Source organism: Collinsella sp. AF14-35 (assembly GCF_003464565.1).
Taxonomy (GTDB): Bacteria; Actinomycetota; Coriobacteriia; order Coriobacteriales; family Coriobacteriaceae; genus Collinsella.
Genome location: NZ_QRZD01000001.1, coordinates 37,790 through 54,498, shown reverse-complemented (window position 1 = coordinate 54,498; position 16,709 = coordinate 37,790). Strand labels below are relative to the sequence as shown.

Annotated in this window: 13 protein-coding genes; 7 read left to right on the top strand and 6 right to left on the bottom strand. The window is 60.8% G+C overall.

Annotation, left to right across the window (positions count from 1 at the left end; all coding sequences use genetic code 11):
• Positions 1-46 precede the first annotated feature (46 nt).
• The 4 genes from DWW12_RS00225 to DWW12_RS00210 all read left to right on the top strand — a co-directional run bounded on the left by DWW12_RS00225 (position 47) and on the right by DWW12_RS00210 (position 6,495).
• Positions 47-2,023 carry a U32 family peptidase gene (locus DWW12_RS00225; RefSeq protein ID WP_158564325.1) on the top strand — a complete coding sequence of 659 codons (1,977 nt, stop codon included), beginning with the start codon at positions 47-49 and terminating at the stop codon, positions 2,021-2,023.
• 97 nt (positions 2,024-2,120) lie between these two features.
• Positions 2,121-3,332: a tyrosine--tRNA ligase gene (gene tyrS / locus DWW12_RS00220; protein WP_199570604.1), complete on the top strand. Its 1,212-nt coding sequence runs from the start codon at positions 2,121-2,123 to the stop codon at positions 3,330-3,332.
• 342 nt (positions 3,333-3,674) lie between these two features.
• On the top strand, positions 3,675-5,495 hold the full coding sequence (locus tag DWW12_RS00215) for an adenine deaminase (RefSeq protein ID WP_117854447.1): 1,821 nt from the start codon (positions 3,675-3,677) through the stop codon (positions 5,493-5,495).
• A 205-nt stretch (positions 5,496-5,700) separates the two neighbouring features.
• Complete coding sequence (locus DWW12_RS00210) at positions 5,701-6,495, top strand: Cof-type HAD-IIB family hydrolase (RefSeq protein WP_006235286.1); 795 nt, start codon at positions 5,701-5,703, stop codon at positions 6,493-6,495.
• Between the two features lie 119 nt (positions 6,496-6,614).
• Here the strand turns inward: DWW12_RS00210 and DWW12_RS00205 are convergent, their stop codons facing one another.
• From DWW12_RS00205 to DWW12_RS00180, 6 genes are all read right to left on the bottom strand, one after another.
• On the bottom strand, positions 6,615-7,457 hold the full coding sequence (locus tag DWW12_RS00205; RefSeq protein WP_117854445.1) for a Cof-type HAD-IIB family hydrolase: 843 nt from the start codon (positions 7,455-7,457) through the stop codon (positions 6,615-6,617).
• Positions 7,458-7,543: 86 nt separating this feature from the next.
• Positions 7,544-8,962: a citrate synthase gene (locus DWW12_RS00200; RefSeq protein WP_117854444.1), complete on the bottom strand. Its 1,419-nt coding sequence runs from the start codon at positions 8,960-8,962 to the stop codon at positions 7,544-7,546.
• Positions 8,963-9,036: 74 nt separating this feature from the next.
• The gene (locus DWW12_RS00195) at positions 9,037-9,324 is read right to left on the bottom strand and encodes an ACT domain-containing protein (RefSeq protein ID WP_006235289.1); all 288 of its coding nucleotides are present in this window, start codon (positions 9,322-9,324) and stop codon (positions 9,037-9,039) included.
• Between the two features lie 396 nt (positions 9,325-9,720).
• On the bottom strand, positions 9,721-10,428 hold the full coding sequence (locus tag DWW12_RS00190) for a site-specific integrase (RefSeq protein WP_255360342.1): 708 nt from the start codon (positions 10,426-10,428) through the stop codon (positions 9,721-9,723).
• Positions 10,429-10,446: 18 nt separating this feature from the next.
• Complete coding sequence (locus DWW12_RS00185; protein WP_006235292.1) at positions 10,447-10,698, bottom strand: helix-turn-helix transcriptional regulator; 252 nt, start codon at positions 10,696-10,698, stop codon at positions 10,447-10,449.
• Positions 10,699-10,707: 9 nt separating this feature from the next.
• Positions 10,708-11,220, bottom strand: a complete 513-nt coding sequence (locus DWW12_RS00180; protein ID WP_006235293.1) for a DUF2975 domain-containing protein — start codon at positions 11,218-11,220, stop codon at positions 10,708-10,710.
• A gap of 551 nt (positions 11,221-11,771) precedes the next feature.
• Here DWW12_RS00180 and DWW12_RS00170 point away from each other — a divergent pair.
• The 3 genes from DWW12_RS00170 to DWW12_RS00160 all read left to right on the top strand — a co-directional run bounded on the left by DWW12_RS00170 (position 11,772) and on the right by DWW12_RS00160 (position 16,709).
• A complete protein-coding gene (locus DWW12_RS00170) occupies positions 11,772-13,994 on the top strand; it encodes a hypothetical protein (RefSeq protein WP_117854440.1) in 2,223 nt (740 codons plus the stop codon).
• A 5-nt stretch (positions 13,995-13,999) separates the two neighbouring features.
• Entirely contained in the window at positions 14,000-14,740 is a 741-nt protein-coding gene (locus DWW12_RS00165; protein WP_117769450.1) for an ATP-binding cassette domain-containing protein, read from the top strand.
• Between the two features lie 154 nt (positions 14,741-14,894).
• Positions 14,895-16,709 (top strand): ATP-binding cassette domain-containing protein, encoded by a 1,815-nt coding sequence (locus DWW12_RS00160; RefSeq protein WP_117854438.1) that lies wholly within the window; start codon positions 14,895-14,897, stop codon positions 16,707-16,709.

Below are 16,709 nucleotides of genomic sequence, written 5' to 3'. Positions count from 1 at the left end.
ACGGCATTTTTCAGAGTGAATGCATACCTTGGTAAGGAGTTTGTCGATGGCGATTCGGACGATGGGGCCGAGCGGACAATACGAGACTGGATTGGATGCTGCCGGTGCGGCGCTGCCCGAGCTGCTGGCGCCGGCGGGCGGACTCGACCAGATGCTTGCGGCCATCGCCGCGGGTGCCGATGCCATCTATGCGGGGTTGGGCGGCTTTAACGCCCGTGTGAGCGCCCATGGCTTTACGGATAACGAGTTTGCGCGCGGCTGCGCCGTGGCGCATGCCCATGGCGTGCGTGTGTACGTAACGCTCAACGTGTTCGTGTTTGACGATGAGTTGTCCGACGCGGTGGCGTTGGGAGCTCATGCACTGGAGCTGGGCGCCGATGCTCTGATTGTCGCCGATGCCGGGTTGGCCTGCGCGCTGCGCGCGGCGATTCCCGGGGTCGAGATTCACCTGTCCACGCAGGCGGGCGCTCATAGCGAGGGTGCCGTGCGGCTTGCCGCCGATGAGCTGGGGGTCGAGCGCGTGACGACGGCACGCGAGCTGACGGTCGACGAGATTGCGGCGCTATGTGCCACGGGCGTGCCCATCGAGGTATTCTGCCACGGTGCGATTTGCATCGGCTATTCGGGGGCGTGCGAGTTCTCGGCCTTGCGGCGTGGGCGCTCGGCGATGCGCGGCGACTGCACGCAGCCGTGCCGTCTGGCGTACGACCTAGTGGACGAGGCGGGGCAGAGTGTTGTTGCCGTCGAGGGAGACCGCCTGCTTTGTCCGCGTGACTATCTGGGTATCGCGCACCTGCCCGAGCTTGTTGCCACCGGCGTGGCATCGCTCAAGATCGAGGGACGCATGAAGAATCCCGATTACGTATTCAACGTGGTGAGGGTGTGGCGTCGGGCACTCGATATGCTGTGCGACGGCGCGTGGGACTCCGGTGCCGTGGAAGAGCTTGAACGCGAGCTGGGAAGGTCGTTTAACCGTGGGTTTACCGATGCTTACCTGCGGGGTCGTTCGGGTGCCGAGCTCATGAGCTTTGAGCGCGCGATCAACCAGGGCGTGCGCGTGGGCCACTTGGTGGCGGTGGGTCACGAAGAGGTGACGGTTGAGCTTGATGCCGCCGTGGCGGCGGGCGATACGCTCGAAATCCGATTTTACCCGGGTGCCGACGCGCGTCCCGATGTGCCCAAGCGCTGGCCACAGGTGCCTTGCCCCGTGGATGCCGCTGCGGGGGAGCGCATCGTCGTGCATTGCAAACGTAAGGTGGACGCGGGCTGCGAGGTCTATCTGATTCGCAGCGCCGGCGTGTTGGATCAGACGGCGGCGGTGTTGGAGCGCATGCGGGCCGAGGCGGATGCGATTGCGCCCGTTGCGCGTGCCGTTGAGGTGCTGCCCTTTGAGGGCGCTGCGGTGGATGGCGGTGCGTCGACGGAGTTGGCGGGGTCGGCGGGGCCGGCAAAGCGCGAGGATTTTGCTCGTATGGTCTTTGCCTGGGAGCTGATGGATGTGGGTCCGCGCGATGAGCGAGATCTGTCCGATACAACGGTGGTGCTCGACGAAGTGTGCCGCGCGGGCGACGCCGAGCGGACTCGGGCGCTTATGCAGCGTGCCGGGCGCGTCGTCTGCCGCAATCTGGGACAAGTGGCGATGGCCCGCGAGCTGGGCACAACGTTTGACGTGGCGGCGCCGGTGTTCTGTGCCAATCGGGCCACGCTTACCTGGCTGCGCGGACTCGGTGCGGGGCGGGTGTGCTTGTCGGCCGAGTTGCTCGGCAATGATGCGGAGCGTGTTGCCGAACTTGCCGCTTGCCCCGGTGTCTTGGGGCCTGTCGATGCCGACCGTCCCGAGCTCATGGTGTGCGAGCACTGCTTGCTGACTGCCGAGGGCGCCTGCGCCACGGATGCAACGGGGCAGGTCCGTTGCCGTGACTGCTCGCGCCGTCAGCAGACGCGCTTTTTGGTCGAACGTGACGGCACGCGTTTGCCGGTCGTTATCGACGCGTGCGGCAGGACGAGGATTTTCCTGTCGTAGGTGCCGCGTCGCGCTGTTTTGGTTATTATTAGTGGGTTTATGAACTTCCAGCACCGCCGTATCCGGTGAGGGTGCTATAGCAAAAGGAGGATACCCAATGCTGTCTGTTGACGAGCAAATGCGTATCATCACCTCGGGTGCAGCGCAGATCGTCCCCGAGGCCGACCTTCGCAAGAAGCTTGAGAAGGGCGAGCCCCTCAACATCAAGCTCGGCGTCGATCCCACCAGCCCCGACCTGCACCTGGGCCATGCCGTGCCCCTGCGCAAGATGCGTCAGTTCCAGGACCTGGGCCACAACGTCACCCTTATCATCGGCAACGGCACTGCGCTGATCGGCGACCCCTCGGGCAAGAACTCCACCCGCCCGCAGCTTTCGCAGGAGCAGATCGAGGCCAACGCCGAGACCTACGTGAGCCAGGCCATGAAGATCCTGGACCCCGAGAAGACCACCATCGTGCACAACGGCGACTGGATCCTTTCGATGGACCTGGCCGGCCTGCTGCAGGTGTGCTCCAAGTTCACCGTCGCCCGCATCCTTGAGCGCGACGACTTTACTAAGCGCTACCAGTCTCAGACGCCGATTGCCCTGCACGAGTTTCTGTACCCCGTGATGCAGGCCTTCGACTCCGTTCAGATCAAGGCCGACGTCGAGATGGGCGGCACCGACCAGCTCTTCAACCTGCTCGCCGGCCGCGAGCTCATGGAGAAGATGGGCATGGAGCCGCAGATCGCGCTTACCATGCCGCTGCTCGAGGGCACCGACGGCGTGCGCAAGATGTCCAAGTCCTATGGCAACTACATCGGCCTGACCGACACTCCCAAGGATATGTTCGGCAAGACCATGTCCATCCCCGACGAGATGATCGGCAAGTACTATCGTCTGGCCAGCTCGCTCGCCCCGGCCGAGGTCGACAAGATCGACGCCGCCTTGGCCGATGGTTCTGCCGACCCCTACGAGCTCAAGCGCGCATTGGGCCGCGACCTGTGCGATACCTACCACGGTGCTGGCGCCGGCGACGAGGCTCAGGCCGAGTTCGACCGTGTGTTCAAGGAGGGCCAGCTTGCCGACTTCCCCGAGAAGCACGTTGAGCTGACCGTCAACGACGAGGGCCTGATTTACCTCGCTGGCCTGCTCAAGGACCTGGGCCTTTCGGCCAGCGCCGGTCAGGCCCGCCGCGACATCGACGGCGGCGGCGTCAAGATCAACGGCAAGGCTGTGGCTTCCAAGAGCTACAACATCGATCCGAGCGCCCTCAAGCTGGGCGACACCCTCTCCGTGGGCAAGCGCAAGGGCTTCAAGTTGGTCTAACGAGCGAGTTGACCTCACAAGTGCAACAAGGCCGCAGCCGGGATTTCCGGCCGCGGCCTTGTTTAGTTACGCGGTTTTACCAAATACGATTCGCTCGCTGTCGTTGCCAAAACATCGGCGCTGCCGTTGTTGGCACTTGGGGACGTTCCTTTTGTGCCGGCACTTTGGGACACTCCTTGTCATTGGTACAAAGCAACCTGCCCTCATTGCGCCAAGCGGCGTGTGCCGTTAAGCGGAGGGGGTGTATTCCCGACCCATCGTTTGGGCATACAATGGCTATTGTCTTGCTGCGGTGAAGGCCTGTCCGCTCCGCAGCTGTTTTCTACGGTTAAAGGAGAAGGTATGTCCGTTGAGGTCATGAGGTCTGTGATCGAGGCCGCCGAGGGCCGCGTGCCCGTCGACACGCTGTTTACCAATGCGCAGATTGTCGACGTGTACGGTCAGCGCGTGGCGCCCGGTAGCGTTGCCGTCAAGGACGGTGTGATCGTCGGCGTGCTCTACGACGGTCGCGACGATGCCGCTGGCACCTACGAGGCAACTGAGGTCGTCGACTGCCAGGGTCGCTATCTCGCTCCCGGTTTTATTGACGGGCATCTGCACATTGAGTCCTCGAACATCCGTCCCGCCGAGTATGCTCGCATGGCCGCGACGCGCGGTACTACCACCGCCATTGCCGACAGCCACGAGATTGCCAATGTTGCCGGTCTCGACGGCCTGCGCTTTATGATCGAGGATGGTCGTCGTGCGCCCATCTCCATCAAGTACATGATGCCTTCGTGCGTGCCCGCACTGCCCGACGAGCAAGCGGGCGCTGTGATTACCGCCGCTGACATGCAGGCGTTTTTTGCCGAGCATCCGGGCGATGTCTTTGGTCTGGGCGAAATGATGAACCTGCCGGGCGTCTTTATGGCCGACCCCGAGACCTGTGCCCGCATCGATGCTGCCAACCAGACGCCGTCCAAGCAGGTTGACGGCCACGCGCCGCTCGTTGCCGGTATGGACCTCAACGCCTATGCCGCAGCGGGCATTATCGCCGACCACGAGTCGACGATTCCCGAGGAGGCGCTCGACAAGCTGTCCCGCGGCATGTATGTGATGCTGCGTGAGGGCACGTGCAGCCACGACCTGGCCAATTTGTCTCCGATGCTGCTGGAGAACCCTGCCCGCGCCCGCCGCTGCTGCTTTGCGACCGACGACCGCGCTCCCTCCGATGCTCTTTCGACCGGCATGATCGACAATGTCTGCCGCGTGGCCATCGAGGCCGGCATCGACCCGGTGGTCGCCATCTCCATGGCGTCCCTTTCCACGGCTGAGGCATTTGGCCTGGACCACGGCTGTCGCGACCCGCATGAGCTCCGTGGCGCGATCGCCCCGGGCAAACGCGCCGACCTGCTGTTGCTCGATGACCTGACGTTTGCCAAGGCTCCGCATCGCGTATATGCCGCCGGTGCTCTGGTGGCGCAGGACGGCACCTTTGTGGGCGAGATCGCACCCGAGATGGCCGAGGTTGCGGCCCTTGCCGATGAGCTGCGCGCCTCCGTTAAGCTGCCGAAGCTTTCGCTCGACGTGTTTGACTATGCCTTTAAGCCGGGCGAGGCCGTGATTGACGTGGTGCCGGGTAAGGCCATCACGGGCATGGCTCGCCCCGAGAGCGCCGAGGGCCTGCGCCGCATTATGCTGATCGAGCGCCACGGCCGCGGCGTGTCACTGCAGGCCGAGGGCGCCGACGGTGATGGTCCTGCGGGCCTGGGTCTCGTTGGCAAGCACATTGGTCGCGGCTGGGTGCGCGGCTTTACCATCACGGGCGGTGCCATCGCCTCGACGATTGGCCACGATTCGCACAACGTGTGCGTGGTGGGCGACAACGCGGCCGACATGATGGCTGCCGTCGAGGCTGTTGGCCAGGGCGGCCACGTGCTGGTACGCGATGGCGAGGTCGTAGCGCGCATCCCGCTGGCGCTCGGTGGCCTGATGAGCGAGGGCACGGCCGAGGATGTCGCCGCGCAGCACGACGACTTTATGGTCAAGGCGCGCGCCATGGGCATCGAGCCGCCGCTCGACCCCATCATGGGCATCATCTTCCTGCCCCTGCCGGTGATCCCGACGCTCCGCATCCGCCCCGAGGGCATGTTCGACGTCACCACCTTCACCTACGCCGACTAGTCATCGGGGACGTTCTTAAACGACTAGTCGTCGGGACACTCTTCCGTGTGTCGCCTGCCGCCGCGGTCGTGGGCTCTCTGGCACGCGTGAGCTATTTGCCAGGTCTATGTAACGTTTACGCCCGCGGAGTCTTATTTGAGCTCCCTTTGGGTACGTTGGAATCGGATACACGTTCGATTCCAACAAGCCCGAAGGGAGCTTTTCTATGTTTAAACTGATTGCATCCGATATGGACGGCACACTGCTTGACGAAAACGGCCAGGTGCCTCCCGAGACCTACGAACTGATTCTGGCGCTACACGAGCATGGCGTGCATTTCGCCGCATCGTCAGGTCGTCGCTACGATCGCCTGTGCGAGTTCTTTGCGCCCGTTCGCGACAAGATGGACTTTGTCGCCGCTAACGGCGCCCAAGTCTACGCCGACGGTAAGATGGTAGACCGTGAGGTGTATTCCCACCTGGCGATTCGAAGGCTCGCCCAAGCCGTCAGGACGTTTCCCAATCTGCATCTTGCGCTCTTTGACCGAACCAAGTCCTTCCTGCTCGATGACGAGTGCAAGTTCGTGCGTGAGGTCGATAAGGACCTTCCCAATGCCGAGCGTATTTGGGAGCTGCCCGATCCCAGCGTAAATATCATCAAAGCGAGTATCTTTTGCGACGACAGTGCGGTTATGGACAGTGCGTACGTGCTACAGCGCGAACTTGGTCAGCTCTTTACTTTTGCGCCTTCGGGCAACGCGTGGATCGATGCCATGCAGCCCGGTGTGTCGAAGGCCTCGGGTATCGCGCAGCTCGCGGAGCATTACGGCATTGGTCGCGACGAGGTCATGGCGTTTGGCGACTCGATGAACGACTACGAGATCATTCGCTTTGTCGGCACGGGCTGCGCGATGGAAAACGCGCGCCCCGCGCTTAAGGCGGTGGCCGATCGCGTGGTGGGGTGCAACCGCGACCACGCCGTCCAGCAGGAGCTCCGTCGCGTGCTGGAGAGTCTCTCCTAATCCGGCAGATGGGGACGTTCCTTTTCTGCCGACAGTGGGGGACAGTCCTTGCAGCTTTTTCGTGAAGGCTGTCCCCAACGACTGGTCATTCAAGAACGTCCCCAATGACCAGACGATGACTAGGCGAGGGCGTCCATGATGGTGCGGGCGACGCCGTCGTGGTCGTTGTCGTATTCGGTGATGGCGTCGGCGGCCTCGCGATCTTCGGGCTCGGCGTTGATCATGGCCATGCCATGGCCCGCTGCCTGCAGCATGGGGATGTCGTTGATGTTGTCGCCGAACGCCCAGGCGTCGGCGAGACGCTCGCCCAGATGCTCACACAGCCACGTGAGGGCCGTTCCCTTGGTGGCGCCTTCGCCCATAACCTCGATATTCATGGCGTACGAACGCGTGACCTCAATGCCTCCGAGCGTGTCGAGCGCCGCCGCGATGGCGTCGCGATCGGCGGGGTCGTGCCAGTACATAGCGATGCGTTCGAGCGTCTCGACCTCGTCGATCTTGCTGTCGATATTCATGTCGATCGGCGTTCGTGTGCGCTTGAGCGAAGCCGCGATGTGGGGGTCGCCGCCACAGAACTCATCCAGACGCCCGTATAGCGAGCGGGGGAGGAAGCACTGCCCATCCGCGAAGATATCGAAGGTCACATCGTGGCCGGCGGCAATGCGATGGATGCGGTGGGCAATGCCACGGTCGAGCGGACGGCTCAAGATGCACGTGGCGCGCGAGGCGTCGGTGGGCGTATCCTCGTCGAGCTGCCAGACGCTGGCGCCGTTGGCACAGACCGCGTAATGCACGGCGGGATGGGCGAGAATGGGCTCAAAGATGCCCGACAGTGGACGTCCCGTGCAGGGAACAAACTCGATGCCACGACGTGCGAGCTCGTCGAGCATCGCCCAGGTGGCATCGCTCATTTGCTTATCGCTCGTCAGCAGCGTCCCATCCATATCGGAAAACACAATCATTTGATGCAGCCCTTTCTACTGGCATAAAAAGCGTGGCCGAGGGCTTGGGTCCCTGGCCACGCTCGAGTTCTATAACGGTTCGCGTCCTAGCGGTCGGCGAGCGGCTTGTACTCCAGCGGCTCGATCACCGGACGATAGGCCGGGCGAATAATACGGTGCGCGCAGAAGAGCTCTTCCATGCGGTGCGCCGACCAGCCGGCCATGCGGGCGACGGCGAATAGCGGCGTAAAAAGCGTCTCGGGCACGCCGAGCATCTTGTAGATAAAGCCCGTGTACAGGTCGATGTTCGCGCAGATGGGCTTGGTCATGCCGTGGTCGCGCATGACCTGGGGTGCCAGGCGCTCGATGCGCTCGATGAGTGCGAACTCTTCGCCCAAGTCCTTCTTGGCTGCCAGTGAGCGCGCGTAACGGCGGCACACCTCGGCACGCGGGTCGCTCAGCGTGTAGACGGCGTGGCCCATACCGTAGATGAGACCCGTGCCGTCGAAGGCCTGCTTGTCGAGAATCTTGCCCAGGTAGGCTGCAACCTCGTCCTCGTCCTCCCAGTTGGAGACATGCGCGCGGATGTCCTCGTGCATAGACACGACCTTGGCATTGGCACCGCCGTGGCGCGGGCCCTTGAGCGAGCCGATAGCCGCGGCGTAAGCGGAATACGGGTCGGTTGCCGAAGAGGACAGCACGCGGCAGGCGAAGGTGGAGTTGTTGCCGCCGCCGTGCTCGGCATGCAGCATGAGCATCACGTCGAGCAGCATGGCTTCGTCGCGGGTGAATGCCATGCCGCCGCGCAACACCTGCAGGATAGTCTCGGCGGTGGAGAGGCCGGGTGTGGGGTGCGGTACATGAACCTCGGAGCCGCGGCGCTTGGCGACCGAGGCCATATGCGCGAAGGCGGCGATGCGGGGGAGACGGGCGAGCATGGAGATGGCGACGTCGATTTCGTGCTCGGGTGTAATGGCGTCGGGCTCGGCGTCGAAGGCGTAGAGCAGCAGCACGGCGCGCTGAAGCACATTCATGATGCTCGACGACACCGTGGTCATGGGGAACTCGCGGACGTATTCGTCGCTCAGATGTCTAAAGGCGCCCAGGCGCTCGCAAAAGCCGTCGAGCTCTTCCTTGTTGGGTAGCGAACCCGTGATAAGCAGATAGGCGACTTCCTCGTAGCCGTAGCGATTCTCGGTCTGGGCATTGTTGACCAGATCCTCGATGCTGTAGCCGCGAAGCGTGAGCTTGCCCTGATCGGGCACGACCTTTCCGTCGACCTTGTTGTAGCCGTGCACATCCGAGATGCGAGTGAGGCCCGCGACCACGCCCGAGCCGTCGGCATTGCGCAGGCCGCGCTTGACATTGTGCTCAACAAACAGGCCCTCGTCATAAGGGTCGGTCGGCAGGCCGTGGTAGAGGTTTTCGCTCTCAGACGAAATCTGGCGGCTTGCTTCGTAATCCAAGACCAGACGGCTCAGGTGGTCGTCGAAGCGGTAGTAGATTTTCTTGGCGTCGTAGGCCATGTGCGCTCCTCTCCGGGCCATGTGGTGACGTTGCGCCTGGGCGCACGTTGGGCCGTCTCCACGCAGCCTGTTCGCTACAGGCGGTACATAAAGTTAAAGACGTCCTCGCGCTGGATGGACACGTTGACGCCCGAAAGCTCGCCGGCCTCGGCCAGGGCCTTCTGCAGCTCGGCGAAATCGAGCTTGGACTCAGCGGTGTCGGCCAGCATGGTCATGGTGAAGATGTCCTCGATAATGGACTGCGTAATGTCGCGGATGTCGACGTTGGCCTCGCCCAGGACACGGGTGACGCCGGCGACGATGCCGGGGCGGTTCTTGCCAAGGACGGTGATGACGATACGGGAGGACGAGATCTCGGCCATGGGAAACCCTTTCGCGTGGTCGCGGCGCGCGCGGGGCGCTCCGCTACGGTACAGTGTTCATCATTGTACCTGTCTGGCGCAAAAAAGGCGCGCTCGCTGCGGCGTTACATGCCTGCAACATGAGCGTAAGGGGGAAGGCCGCACGGGGAAGAGCCGTCTGGCGCGTGTCCGGCTCGTGTTGGGTTGATTTCCGATCTCAGCCGAACACATTGAGCGGACAGGCCGTTCCCGCAGTCAGCCGAACGCCTCCGACGGCTGATTCCGAACTGGAAGCGGAGGGCATCCCCGCCCTTCGGTAGGGGATACCGCTCCGCGGCGCATGCCGCGGGCGGCGCCCCTATCGGACCACCGTGACCTCAGTTGGGATGGGCCCAGCACTGCCGCGTACTCGGTGAGCTAGAGCCAACTGTTCGTCTTCACGTCGCGTATGGCGATATTTCGGTCGTCCGGCTCGGTGATGCCGTAGCCGAACGCCTGGAGCGTCTCGATGGACTCCTGGATCCTCTGTTGGAACATGGGACCCGGATCGACCCTCGGCCCGAGGTGCCCGCGCCAAAGGCACGGCGTGGCGCGCAGCATGTTATGGATTTTGGAGATGGGCTCGATGTCGGCGTAGACGTTGAGCGTCGCCATGGCGTCCTTGTGGCCGAGGATCGATTGGAGCGCCTTGATATCGCCGCCTTGGCGGATCCACTGCGTTGCGAACGTGTGGCGAAGGCCGTGGAACGTGATCAGCTCGTCGTTGGTGCCCATGAGGCCGTTGGTCTCCGAGAACGTCTTGAACGCCCTGCGGATATAGCTTGTCGTCGCGAAGGTCGCGCCCGGCTCCGACAGGATGTAGCAGTCCCCGATCTCGACCGCCCCGGTAAGGCCGCGCAAGCGCAGCTTTCCGCAGTCGATCTCGTGGGTCTCCTTCAGGAAGGGGAGTAGGCCGACCGGGTCGATGGGGATACCCCTGGCGTCATGGGTCTTGGTGTCCTTGATGAACGAACCCATTCCCTTCGCGTACGCCACCGAGTGTCTGATCGAGATCAGGCCCGTCTCGAAATCCACATCGCACCACCGAAGGCCGCAGACCTCGCCGATTCGCATCCCCGTGTGCAGGGCGAGTACGACCGCCCTCTAATCCTCGGCGGACCAATCGAGTCCGAACTCCTTTCGGGCATCCTCTTCGCTCATGACTTCGAGAAGGTCTCCGGGTTGGCAACGAAGGGCGAGGCATAGCTGCTCGAGTGTGTTGAAGCGAATGCCGCGAATATGCCCTTTTTTAATACGGGACAGGTTCACGGGCGTGGTTCCAATCCTTTCGGCAAGTTCGTTCGAGGAAATCTTTCGCTCGGCCATGATCTTGTCGAGGCGAACAATTACGGGCATGGCGTTTCCTTACGCAATCTCGTCGGAGTCGAGGTACAGCTCTCGGGCGTACAAGAAGAGCTGGGAAAGCATGAACAGGACGATGCCGAGAACCAGAGAGGTCCAATCGAATGATGAAGCGATCTCTTGGGCGCCGACGGCCCCCTCGCCGCCAAACATCGAAACGGAGGTTTTGAGTGAGCCGGCGTAGAGGCTGGTGGCAGCTTGAACAACGAAGAGAATGCCGAGCACCTTCAAGCATGTCGCAGACCCTTTCTTGAAGGGGTCTCCGCTCTTGATCGTCCACACGAGAACGGCGCTGAGGATGGTCGTAGCGATACCGATGACGGCAGGGACCAATGTCGAGATCGCAAGGGCTGGATACGCGGGGGAGTCTGCAATTACAGGGTTGTCGAGCACTTCGATTGCTGGCTTTAAGGAGAACGCCACTTGTGCGATGGCGGTGGCGCAAAGGGTCGCAGAGGCTATCGCACATGCGATGCGGAAGGAATGAAGCCGGGGAGTGCGATTGTCGGAACTCATAATAACCTCCGAAGAATTTAAAAAACTCAGGTTACTTTTTAACAGTTTATGTTAAATTGACTTTGCCGGCAAGTAATCACAGCATACTGCAACCGAAACCCCTCTAGATTGGAGAGGATTATGTTCAGTACTGTTAAGTCGTGTAAGGTCTTGGTTTTCCTCGGCCTCGCTCTTTGTCTGTTGCTGCCGGGAGCCCCCGCTTTTGCGGATACCCCGATGCCTCCTTCCCAGGAGAGCAGCCAGTGTGCCCTCGTTGAGCCCCTCGGGTATACGGACGACGTCGTCGATACCTACTGGAGCTACAGCTGTCCTCGCGGCGTAAGCGGGCACAGCATCTCGATGTTCAACATCTCTTACAAGACGATCTCCTACCGAAATGGCTATCGCCGATCCGCGCATCATAGGGATCCCGCCTCGCTGCAATGTGCTCCTGTGGTGTTCTTGGCACAACTGATAAATGGCAATTTGTCTATAGCACCTACTAGATGCGAGGAAGGGCCGAGCATTTTGTTCGGCCCCTCTGTTCCGACTGGATGAGGTTAAGGTTGGCGATGAATATGCTCAAAATCTCGAAGGCGATCTTTAGGTCGCTTCTCTCCTCCAGGTCGCTCTGTGTTGTCGTTGTTGCGTTGATGGTTCTTTGTGCTCTGCCCGTCTTCAGGAGCGCGGCTGGCATCGACGGACGGGTCGAATACCTCGAGTCGGGAATAACCCGTGTTGAGCAGGAATTGTCAGCATCCTATGCGGATGCGCTTGTGAATGCGGGGGAGGACGGTGTCTATACCTCTTCATCAAGCATGCCCGCGCTTCTGTACCCTCTTGCCGCGGGACGTCTTATCTTGGCACCGCTCTCTCCCCTACTTCCGTTTCTGCAGATATCGGATGGAGAGTACACCTATTATGACGGATCGAAGGAGTACTTGCTATGGGTCGCAACGGCCGTTGCCGTCTCGTTCCTTGCCGCGCGTCTTAACAAACGTGAAAAGCTCATCATCCAGGCACCGATGGGCGAGCTGGGTAGACTTGTTGCATCGAGCGTATGGGCGAGTGTTTTTGCAATGCTTGCCGTCCTCGCCATCAATCTTCCAGGGATAATCGCCGCGCTTGTGAAGAATGGCCCGGGCTCGCCGTTCTATCCGATAGGCTACATTCAATATGCGACTCCGGTTATCAAACCGGCTTGGCTGGTGTTCGCGCAGACGGCCATCTTGCAATTCTTGGTGGCAGCGTTCATCTCGCTTGTCGTTCACCTTGCCGTGAAGATTGCCAATAACCCTACGCTTGGAATCGTGTTCGTATGTGCCCTGATGGGGGTGACGATGGTTCCCGGGTATTACGGAAGATCCATCGCTTTACGTGAGTTCGCCCTGTTGAATCCCCTTACGTATGCGAACACTGAGTTGACCGTCGGCGCCTATAGCCCGTACCCGACAACGCAGATAGTGAATCTGCCTGGACTTTGCTTCGAGCGTGGCGCGATTGCCCTCGTATGCGCAATCGGGATCGAGGTGCTGGCAATTAGCCTGCTTTGCGTTGCTGGAAAGAGCGGCTGCGCGTGCCCGATATCCCCGATTTGTCTTGAGAGAGGTTCCTTCACTGCATCGAGAACGGCAGCTCGTTCGAGCGCTTGTGCCTCCGCCGTTGCATACGTAAGAACGATGGGGAAACTGCTCCTGCGTTCTCCTACCCTCGCCGTATGCGCGATTGCAATGTCGACGACGATGCTGGCCCCGGCTCTGGTCGAGATGTTTCCTGACGCTGATAACGTTTCCGCTGTTCGGTATAGGGATGGGGAGCTCCGTTCAATAGATCGGTATCTAGAGCAGAACGCTGCGAATATGGACGTCGAGGGCAAAGCGGCCCTGGAAGACATGCGGGATGCTCTTTCGGGTTTCGTGTACGCGCCTATGCCTGCGGAGGGGTTTCGAAGCCTTGCGACGTACGAGCGCGCTCGAGGTGAGCTGGGCGCGGCAGATGCGACTCTCCTGCAATCGATCGGAATCGAGCCGGAGACTCCTTCTCGTGCGGAGGCGCGCGCCCTTCTGCTTGAGTCGATCGCGAGCTTGCCGGACCCCAAGGTTTACGAGTTAAGTACGAAGATGCCCCCATTAATCCTCCTTTCGTATCTCCAGGCAGCGCTTCCCTCCTTATTTTTGCTGTTGCCCGTGGTTGTCACATCGCTCGCGTGCACCCACCTGCAGTGTCGTTCCCTTCTGGTTCTCCAGATCCCCGCAACAGCGCATGTGCGTTTTCTGACGGCTGTTGCGCTGGCTCTCCTGCTTGGCTTGGTGCTGCTTTTGGTGTCGATGGTTCCCGCTGTCGTTGTGTCCGTGATTAAGAACGGTGCGGGTGGATCGGAGTATCCCGTCGCTCTCATTCGGGCGGGAGCTTCGACAACGTCCATGGTGGGGGAGGCGGTGTTGTGCAGTATTCCGTTGCTGGTCATGGCATACGGCGTGATTTCCGTCGTCGCTGCGTTGACAGCAGCGATTAGCCGCAACCCCGTTGTCACCGGAATGGTTTGCGCGGTTCTCTTGGTGTTGGGTTCGTTGAGCGCTCATGTTGAAAGCGTGGGCATGGGCGTCGCGCTGCTGGCTCCATTCGCCTCGTTTGATCCCGCTTCCCAGGTGGGGACGATTGGGTTCCTTGGGCGAGGGACGAACGCGATGCCTTTTGGAGAGGTCGTCGGCGCATCGGGCGCTCTGCTGGTGGTCTTGGGCGCCGTATCTCCGTTGATGGTGCGCCTGAGTGTTCCAAAGATCGAAAGGGGATGATCTCGATGATTGACCTTCAAACGCTGACGATCTCTTATGGAAAGAAGGTGCTCGTAGATTCGGTGAACGCTGAGTTTGCCCCGGGTACGGTCTACGGTCTCGTCGCTCCGAACGGGCATGGAAAGACGACGTTGCTGCGTGCGATGGCAGGTTTGCCGGGTCCTCGCGTGGACGGGAGCATCGTTCTGGATGAGGTGCAGGGTACGGGTGCGAGAGAGGTCCGTTCTATGATCTTCTATGCACCTGGTGAGGGGACGCTGCTGTATCCCGGATTGCGTGCGGAAGATCACCTCAAGATGGTTTGCGATATGTGGCCGCATGCTCGCGATATCGAAGAGATAGTGGAACAAACGCAGATAGGCGAGTTCGCGAAGATGAGGATCCGCACTCTGAGCCAGGGCATGAAGCAGCAGCTTACCCTGGCGATTGCGTATGCGACGGGCGCGCGGTACCTTCTATTAGATGAGCCCATGAACGCGCTCGACCCCAGCAGGGTGGACTTGCATTCCGAGATTCTCAGGAAGCTGGCCGATTCTGGTACGTGCATCATCATGTCATCCCACATCTTGGATTCGGTCGATAGGCTGTGCGATGAGATTCTGTTTTTGAAGGATGGGAGGCTCATTAGAAGCATTCCGCAAGATGATGCTGCGCCGAAGTCTCCTGGATCCCATTTCGCAAAGCCTGCCGGACGCGCCGAGGGTGCGCTAAGCACGTATCGGCGACTCTACGAAAAGGGCGGGTAGAAATGCAAGTTAAAAATCTATGTGGCCAATGTGATACCGTTGAACCCGCATATCGATACCGCTCAGCCATTCGCCTCGCCCCCCGTCGCACGCATCTTCATTCGGTCTGTCATTATTAATCTAACGATGCTTTGAGGAACGTAGGTGCTTCTAAATGTACTGTCGACTTCTTCTCAAACTAATCCTAAGAGACAAGGCCGTATGGATTTGTACGCTCGTTCTTGCCGCGGCCTTCTCCATCCCCATTGCGTTCAATTCACCCATCTACGGGCCCTTCTTTATGAAACAGGGCATGCAGAGCTTTGTCGACGCATTCAATACGCGCGCGCCCCAGGCCAGCGGCACAGACCTATCTCCAGAGCAGCAAAATGACGCGGAGCTTGCAAGATACGCGAACGCCGCCCTTGCCGCTCAAACCGACGCCGCCTTTCTCGATTCTGCCGAGAGCTACTACGCGCTCATGGGCGAAGGCTTCCAATCCGGGTCCATCGTGGGAGACCGAGAGACCAATGACGCGGCACTCGCATATTGCCGTGCTCTGAGCAGTTCCGGCATCACGCACATTCCAGCCTCCGCAAGCGATCTGCCATTCCTTTCCTTCCTGCCTTACGCCATTGCCATGGTGCCGTCTTTCCTTCCCTTCATTCCCTTCCTTCTCTCGTCGATACTCCTGCTCGGGGCCACAAGGCCTGCGACCCTGGCGGCGAAGGCGCCCGTGCCCAAATTCCGGCGCCTTATCCAGATCGTGTTTTCGATAATCGCCGCGGGGACCGCGATGCTCCTCGCCGGCCTTGCACCCGGGGGCATTTACGCCTTGGCCCTAAACGGCTTCGGGCAAATTGGGTACCCGATCGCCTTCTTCCATGACGGCGCGCTTACCACCACGACTGCGGGAAACGTCTTCACAGCCCTGCTTATCGCGCTTCTTGCGGGCGGAACCTTGATATCCGTTTGTTCCGTCGTCCTATCGACCGCAACGAGGCGCGTCCTCGCGGGCCCCCTTACCTCCGTGCTGCTTGTCGCGGCCCCGGTATTCCCGTTACTGTCCGATTCGGCACTGGAGCATAACGCCGCGCTCAATCTCCTGCCGCTGGCCGTATTCTCGCCTATCGAGGCAACGGGTTACGTAGGATGCTTCCCGACAGAATTCATTGGCTCCGGTTCGGGCGGTGCATCGATGCTTGCCGTGGCCCTGATATACGTCGCGGTCTTTTTTGCGGTCGGCGCCGTTGCGACACGTTCGCCCAAACAGTCTGGACCCGCGAAAAAGCGCCATGGGCTCGAGCTTCTGGACGTGAGCGTGGGATACGGAAGCACGACGATACTTTCAATCGGGTCGCTTTTCTTGAGCCCGGGAACGGCGGCGGGCCTCGTTGCTCCCAACGGCTCGGGGAAAACCACCTTTCTTGAAGCGCTGTCGGGCCAATTTCCCACCCGCATCCGCTCGGGAAGCCTGGCGGCAGACGGAATCTGCCAACGTCGATCAGCCGAATTTGCAGAACTCGTCTACCTGAGCTCTTCGGGCAGCGCGGATCTTTACCCCACGCTATCGGCCCTCGAGCACCTTGCTTTCGTTAGGGAGGCGTGGAAATCGGCCACCGACATCGACTCGCTCTGCAGCTCCCTCGGAATCTCCTCATATCTCGACAGGCCGACCCGTAAACTCTCGACAGGAATGAAGCAGCAGGTAAAGCTTGCCATGGCGATATCGACCGATTGCCCGTACCTTATCCTCGATGAACCGCTGAACGGCCTCGATCCGGGAAAGCGGAAAACCTCCTGCGACGCGATGCGCAGCGAGGTGGCGCGGGGACGAAGCGTGCTCATTTCAAGCCATCTGCTCGACGACCTGGCAGACCTCACCAACTCGTTCTACTTCATCGAGGCCGGCACGCTCGTGGAAAAGATCAAGTCGTCCTCGCAGACGCTCAAGCAGGAATACCTCGATACATACGAAGGAGGTGAATGA

What these genes read in the sequence shown, in the direction of transcription:
- DWW12_RS00160 (WP_117854438.1), top strand. Translation starts at nt 14,895, where the DNA reads ATGTACTGTCGACTTCTTCTCAAACTAATCCTAAGAGACAAGGCCGTA.
- DWW12_RS00185 (WP_006235292.1), bottom strand. Translation starts at nt 10,698, where the DNA reads ATGCCCGTAATTGTTCGCCTCGACAAGATCATGGCCGAGCGAAAGATT.
- DWW12_RS00210 (WP_006235286.1), top strand. Translation starts at nt 5,701, where the DNA reads ATGTTTAAACTGATTGCATCCGATATGGACGGCACACTGCTTGACGAA.
- DWW12_RS00200 (WP_117854444.1), bottom strand. Translation starts at nt 8,962, where the DNA reads ATGGCCTACGACGCCAAGAAAATCTACTACCGCTTCGACGACCACCTG.
- DWW12_RS00205 (WP_117854445.1), bottom strand. Translation starts at nt 7,457, where the DNA reads ATGATTGTGTTTTCCGATATGGATGGGACGCTGCTGACGAGCGATAAG.
- DWW12_RS00195 (WP_006235289.1), bottom strand. Translation starts at nt 9,324, where the DNA reads ATGGCCGAGATCTCGTCCTCCCGTATCGTCATCACCGTCCTTGGCAAG.
- DWW12_RS00225 (WP_158564325.1), top strand. Translation starts at nt 47, where the DNA reads ATGGCGATTCGGACGATGGGGCCGAGCGGACAATACGAGACTGGATTG.
- DWW12_RS00165 (WP_117769450.1), top strand. Translation starts at nt 14,000, where the DNA reads ATGATTGACCTTCAAACGCTGACGATCTCTTATGGAAAGAAGGTGCTC.
- DWW12_RS00180 (WP_006235293.1), bottom strand. Translation starts at nt 11,220, where the DNA reads ATGAGTTCCGACAATCGCACTCCCCGGCTTCATTCCTTCCGCATCGCA.
- DWW12_RS00170 (WP_117854440.1), top strand. Translation starts at nt 11,772, where the DNA reads ATGAATATGCTCAAAATCTCGAAGGCGATCTTTAGGTCGCTTCTCTCC.
- DWW12_RS00215 (WP_117854447.1), top strand. Translation starts at nt 3,675, where the DNA reads ATGTCCGTTGAGGTCATGAGGTCTGTGATCGAGGCCGCCGAGGGCCGC.
- tyrS (WP_199570604.1), top strand. Translation starts at nt 2,121, where the DNA reads ATGCTGTCTGTTGACGAGCAAATGCGTATCATCACCTCGGGTGCAGCG.